Source organism: Gilvimarinus gilvus (assembly GCF_030518155.1).
Lineage (GTDB): Bacteria > Pseudomonadota > Gammaproteobacteria > Pseudomonadales > Cellvibrionaceae > Gilvimarinus > Gilvimarinus gilvus.
The window spans coordinates 1-313 of the sequence record NZ_JAULRU010000461.1 but is presented as its reverse complement, the minus strand read 5'-3'; the positions used below and the strand labels follow the sequence as shown (position 1 = coordinate 313).

The following is a 313-nucleotide window of genomic DNA, read 5'->3' as shown; positions in this document are numbered from 1 at the left end:
CCTTCTTCGGCAGCGGAACCCGCCAGGCCACCGGCAACGGCACCGATGACTGCGGCAACGATGCTGCCACGGCCACCGCCGACGGCGCTGCCCGCCACACCACCGACAATGGCGCCCGCACCACCACCGATCGGGGTCTTGGTACCCTCGATCTTGACCGGGCGCAGGGATTCGATAGTGCCCATCCGTACGGTTTGCACGCGGCGGGCCTCATCACGGGAGTAGCTATCGCCGGTCAGGCTCGAGGCACAACCCCCTAGCAGCAGCGACATGGTGGTAAAGGTTGCCACCAGCAAAGCGGATTTACGCATGG

1 protein-coding gene is annotated in these 313 nt (G+C 65.8%); it reads right to left on the bottom strand.

What is annotated here, in order from left to right:
• On the bottom strand, positions 1 to 313 hold a 313-nt coding region (locus QWI17_RS08880; protein ID WP_302722161.1), incomplete at both ends, for an outer membrane lipoprotein.